Source organism: Protofrankia sp. CiP1_Cm_nod3, from assembly GCF_982290655.1.
The window spans coordinates 1-3839 of record NZ_CEVIVD010000084.1; the positions used below are offsets into that span (position 1 = coordinate 1).

Below are 3839 nucleotides of genomic sequence, written 5' to 3' on the forward strand. Positions count from 1 at the left end.
AGATCGATCCGGATGCTGCGGCCGTCCGCGCCGATCCCCACCTCGATCCGATCGTCGGCGGCTGGGGCGTCCGTCGCCGGCCACGGCGCCCGGCCCGGCAGCGCCCGGCGCAGCGCACCAAGGAGCGGCCCCGAGGGTCCGCGGGCGGCTGGCCTGCCCGGTAGGCGGGGAGTCCCCCGGCGGCGGGAGCGGGCCATGGTCATCGCCACCGCCAGTATCGCCGCGGTCAGCCCGGGACCCATATACGCCCCCGAGGGCAGTTCCACCCCGCCCGCTGCCGGCCCGTGGCCGGGGAACCGCAGCGGTGCCGCCCGGTCGTATCCGGGGGGCGGTGGCTGGTCGGAGACCGGGCTGGCGGGGTGACGGTGTCCTGGCGGTTGCGCCCGGGACACCGCCGGGGACGACCGGTGCGCAACCGGCCGGGCTGGCCGCGCGACGGTGCCGGCGGCCGGGGGGCTTCCCACGGTGAACATGCTGATGTCCGGCACGAACCCGGCCGGGGCGCGGGCCGTCCGGGCCGGTGGGCCGCCAGCCGCCGAGGCCGGTACCGGCCGGGTCGTCGGCGATGTGGGCGGGCTGGCCGGCGGCTGGCGGGCCGCGGTGCGTCCGGGCATGTCCGCCCGGCGGCGTCCGGTCCCCAGGCCGATGAGCCGGCCACCGATCACAAGAACAACCATCGTCCAGGTTAGCCACAGCAGCCCCCCGGCCATAACGCGCGCGAACCCCCCACCGGGTGGGTCACCGGCGAGCAGCGCTGTGATCCCGTCCTGGCAGCGATCCCACGCCCGCGCGGGAGACCCGGCGGTGGCAAAGGCCAGCACCGGCAGCCCGACAACGGCGATCAACAGGCCGGCGGCTCGCGCTGGCATGGGCCGCCGATGCCGGGGCCGGTGGGCAGCAGCCCGGAGCGGCCTCCCGGCCGTCCTGCGGGCTGTCCGGTTGGCCACCCTGCAACGGCCCTTCCCGTGTGGTGCGGCACCTGCCCGGACCCGGCGCGGCTCCGGCCTTCGCCGTCTTCCCGACCTCGTCTACGGTCATACCATAGTTAAAGAGAGTAAACATAGGCTACCGCGAGGAAAAGGCGCTATATGGCCGCCGCGCTCGTCTGCGCCGACCCCGCTGTGTGACCGGCCCCGTACATGGCAGGATTCCGGCCGCGCTATGTGGCAGGGGTGCGTGGTTGATCGGGTTCCGATGGGGGCTCGAGAGGGGCAGCGTCGCGTGTGCAACAGCCTTGTATTCACGGGATCGAGACTGTTGATCATTGCTGCCAGTGGGTGTCGAGGGGTGGCCGTCAGTCGTCACGTGACAGTGAGGACGACTGCTCACGGCCGGAAAGCCGGACCGCCGGGCAGGCCTCGCCTCCTCACGTGCCCCCGGGACGACCGCAGGCAGCCCGCACCGCCCCGGACGCGGCCGCGGCCTCGCCGGAGACCGGCCGGTGGTGATCCGCACATAGGCTGGGCGGACCCATCGCCGGACCTGACCTTGACCCCAGGGAGCCGCCAGTGGCCGCCGGAGTATTGATCGCGGAGAGCCTGCGCATCGGGACGGTCTTGGACGACCTGTCGCTCATCGTCCGGAAAATCCAACGGTCGGCGCCAGCGAATGTCACCGCCGACCAAGCCCCCGTCTGGACGCTGGTCTTCTTTGATGTCGCCGACGCCGAAGCTGCGGCCCTGGCCGATCAATTGAGCGAAGCTTTGGATGCGCCTGGGTGGTACGTGGACCTGCACACCGCCCAGGACAGCTTCATCGTGTTCCCTGGTCGCGTAGCCTGCTACCGGCGAGGGGACCCCCAGGGGCGCGCCGAGGCCCGGGAATACGGCCGGGCCCACGGCATCCCCGACTCACAACTCGACTGGCCAACCTGACCCTCCGACTCGCGAAGTCGCCCGCTACGTCCAGGTTCGCTGTCCACGGGCGGGATCACTCCAGGGCCAGCAGTGGCTGCACCGCGTAGCTGTGCCAAGAATTCTGACGCACGACAACTGGCACCCACTCCCAGCAACGAACGGCCCCCACTCCCACCTACATAGCCACAAGGGAAAGGGAACACGAGCCAGTCGCGTCGGCCGTCCCTCGGAGGTGGCCACCGGCGTCACTCAGCTTCCGTGTGAGGAGAGCCGTGCGTAGGCCGGGAGATCGCCGAGCAGGTCGGGCTCGGCAGTGAGGGTGATCCCGGTGGCCTGCTGGACTTGCGCCGCGACGGTGGCTGCCGCGTCGGCAAAGGATGTCGCGGTTGCTCCGTCGTCGGCTACGAGGGTGAAGTGCCTGGTCGAGATCCGGGCGCCCGTGGCGAGTCGCTGCCCGAGGGAGAAGCCTGCCGCGCTTATGAGCCAGCTGGCGCTAACGCGGGTCGTTCCGTCAGGGAAGTCGTTGACGGGGGCGCCGTCGGCGCGCAGCTGTAGCGCCATGTCCGCAGGGATGGACGGGCTGAGGAAGACGCTTCCCGCGGTGCGGCCGTCCGGGCCGCCGGTGTCGAGGATCATGCCTTTCTCCTCCCGCACGTGCCGGATGGCCGTGACGGTCTCGTCCAGGAGGACCTGCTCGCCCAAGGGAACTCCTGCCGCATCGGCCACCGCGCGATAGGTAAGGGGAGGCCCGAGCTTGCTGGGCGTGAGGGCAAACGTCACAGTGAGGATGGTCCAGCGCTTGGAGTGCTTGAAGACGCTGGTACGGTGGCCGAAGCCGCAGTGGACGGGGATCATCTCGGTTTCCTGGCGGGTGGTCCAGTCCCAGGCACGGATGTTGGCAAGGGTGTCGCTGACCTCTTGGCCGTAGGCGCCGACGTTCTGGACGGGGGTCGCCCCGACGGTCCCCGGGATGCCGGTCAGGCACTCGATCCCGGACAGCCCCTCGGCCACCATCTCGGCGACCAGGGCTTCCAGATCGTGGCCGGCCTGGACGGTGACCAGAACGCGGTCGTCGTCCTGGCTGGTGTCTAGGCGTATGCCTGTGGTGGCCATCCGGACGACGAGGCCAGGATAGCCGTCATCGGCAGCCAGGAGGTTGCTGCCGGCCCCGATGACCCTTGGCGCGCTCCCCGCACGACCGGCGGCGACGACGAGTTCGGGAAAGTCGTCAGGGTCGTCGAGGACGGCCACTTCCCGGGCGGGGCCACCGAGGCGCAGCGTGGTCAGCGAGGCGAGTGGGACGTTCGTGGTCAGCCGCATGAACGGGGTCTCCTCGTGCCCTCGGAGCGTGACCTTTAGTGGCCCCAGGCTACGCGTGGATGCGGTCCGCGACCCTGTGGGCGGCCTCGATGGCCTGGCTCGCCGTTGACGCGGTGAGGGCGGTACGCAGCTCGGCGAGGCGGCTGCGGACGCGGCCAGAGTCTTGTCCGGCGGTCAGGGCGAGTGCCTGATCGGTGGCCTGGACCGCGCCATCTGGCTGGCGGGTGAGCAGCATGGCCTGGGCGAGGGATACCCCGTGCAGCAGGCGGTTGCGCGGCTGGCTGTGCCCGAACAGTCGCAGTCCGTCGTGCAACAGCGGGATGGCCTGCTCCGGCCGTCCCGCTTCCAGCCAGGAGCGGCCAGCGTCGGCGACGAGGACTGCCTCGGTCACCCAGTACGTCCATAAGGGCGGTGGGATTGGCGAAGCGGCTTGTGCGCTGAGCAGGCTGGCGGCCTCGTCAAGCGCCTGCGCGCACTCAGCGGTCGAGCCGCTGGAAGCGTGGGCACGGGCCTCGCGGCTTGCGAGTAGCGCGGCGGTGACCGGGCTGACGTGTCCTGCGGACCGCTGGCGAGCCATCCGGATCAGCCTGACGGCGTTCGCGGGTGAGTTCATCCACAGAGCGAGGTAGCTGAGGCACGAGACGACGGCGGCGGCGAGTTCGG

Annotated in this window: 3 protein-coding genes and 1 pseudogene; 1 reads left to right on the forward strand and 3 read right to left on the reverse strand. The window is 71.1% G+C overall.

The annotated features are described in order from the left end of the window. Positions 1–869 (reverse strand): annotated as a pseudogene (locus AC5LUJ_RS15910) (hypothetical protein); the annotation flags it as partial. A gap of 639 nt (positions 870–1508) precedes the next feature. Between AC5LUJ_RS15910 and AC5LUJ_RS15915 the strand changes: the two are divergent. Continuing rightward, a complete protein-coding gene (locus AC5LUJ_RS15915; protein ID WP_493465190.1) occupies positions 1509–1874 on the forward strand; it encodes a hypothetical protein in 366 nt (121 codons plus the stop codon). Between the two features lie 231 nt (positions 1875–2105). On the opposite strand, the gene AC5LUJ_RS15920 is transcribed toward AC5LUJ_RS15915, so the two are convergent. Beyond that, complete coding sequence (locus tag AC5LUJ_RS15920; RefSeq protein ID WP_493465191.1) at positions 2106–3176, reverse strand: UDP-N-acetylmuramate dehydrogenase; 1071 nt, start codon at positions 3174–3176, stop codon at positions 2106–2108. 49 nt (positions 3177–3225) lie between these two features. Continuing rightward, positions 3226–3839: NsdA family TPR-like regulatory protein (locus AC5LUJ_RS15925; RefSeq protein WP_493465192.1), on the reverse strand; the 614-nt coding region annotated here is incomplete at its 5' end.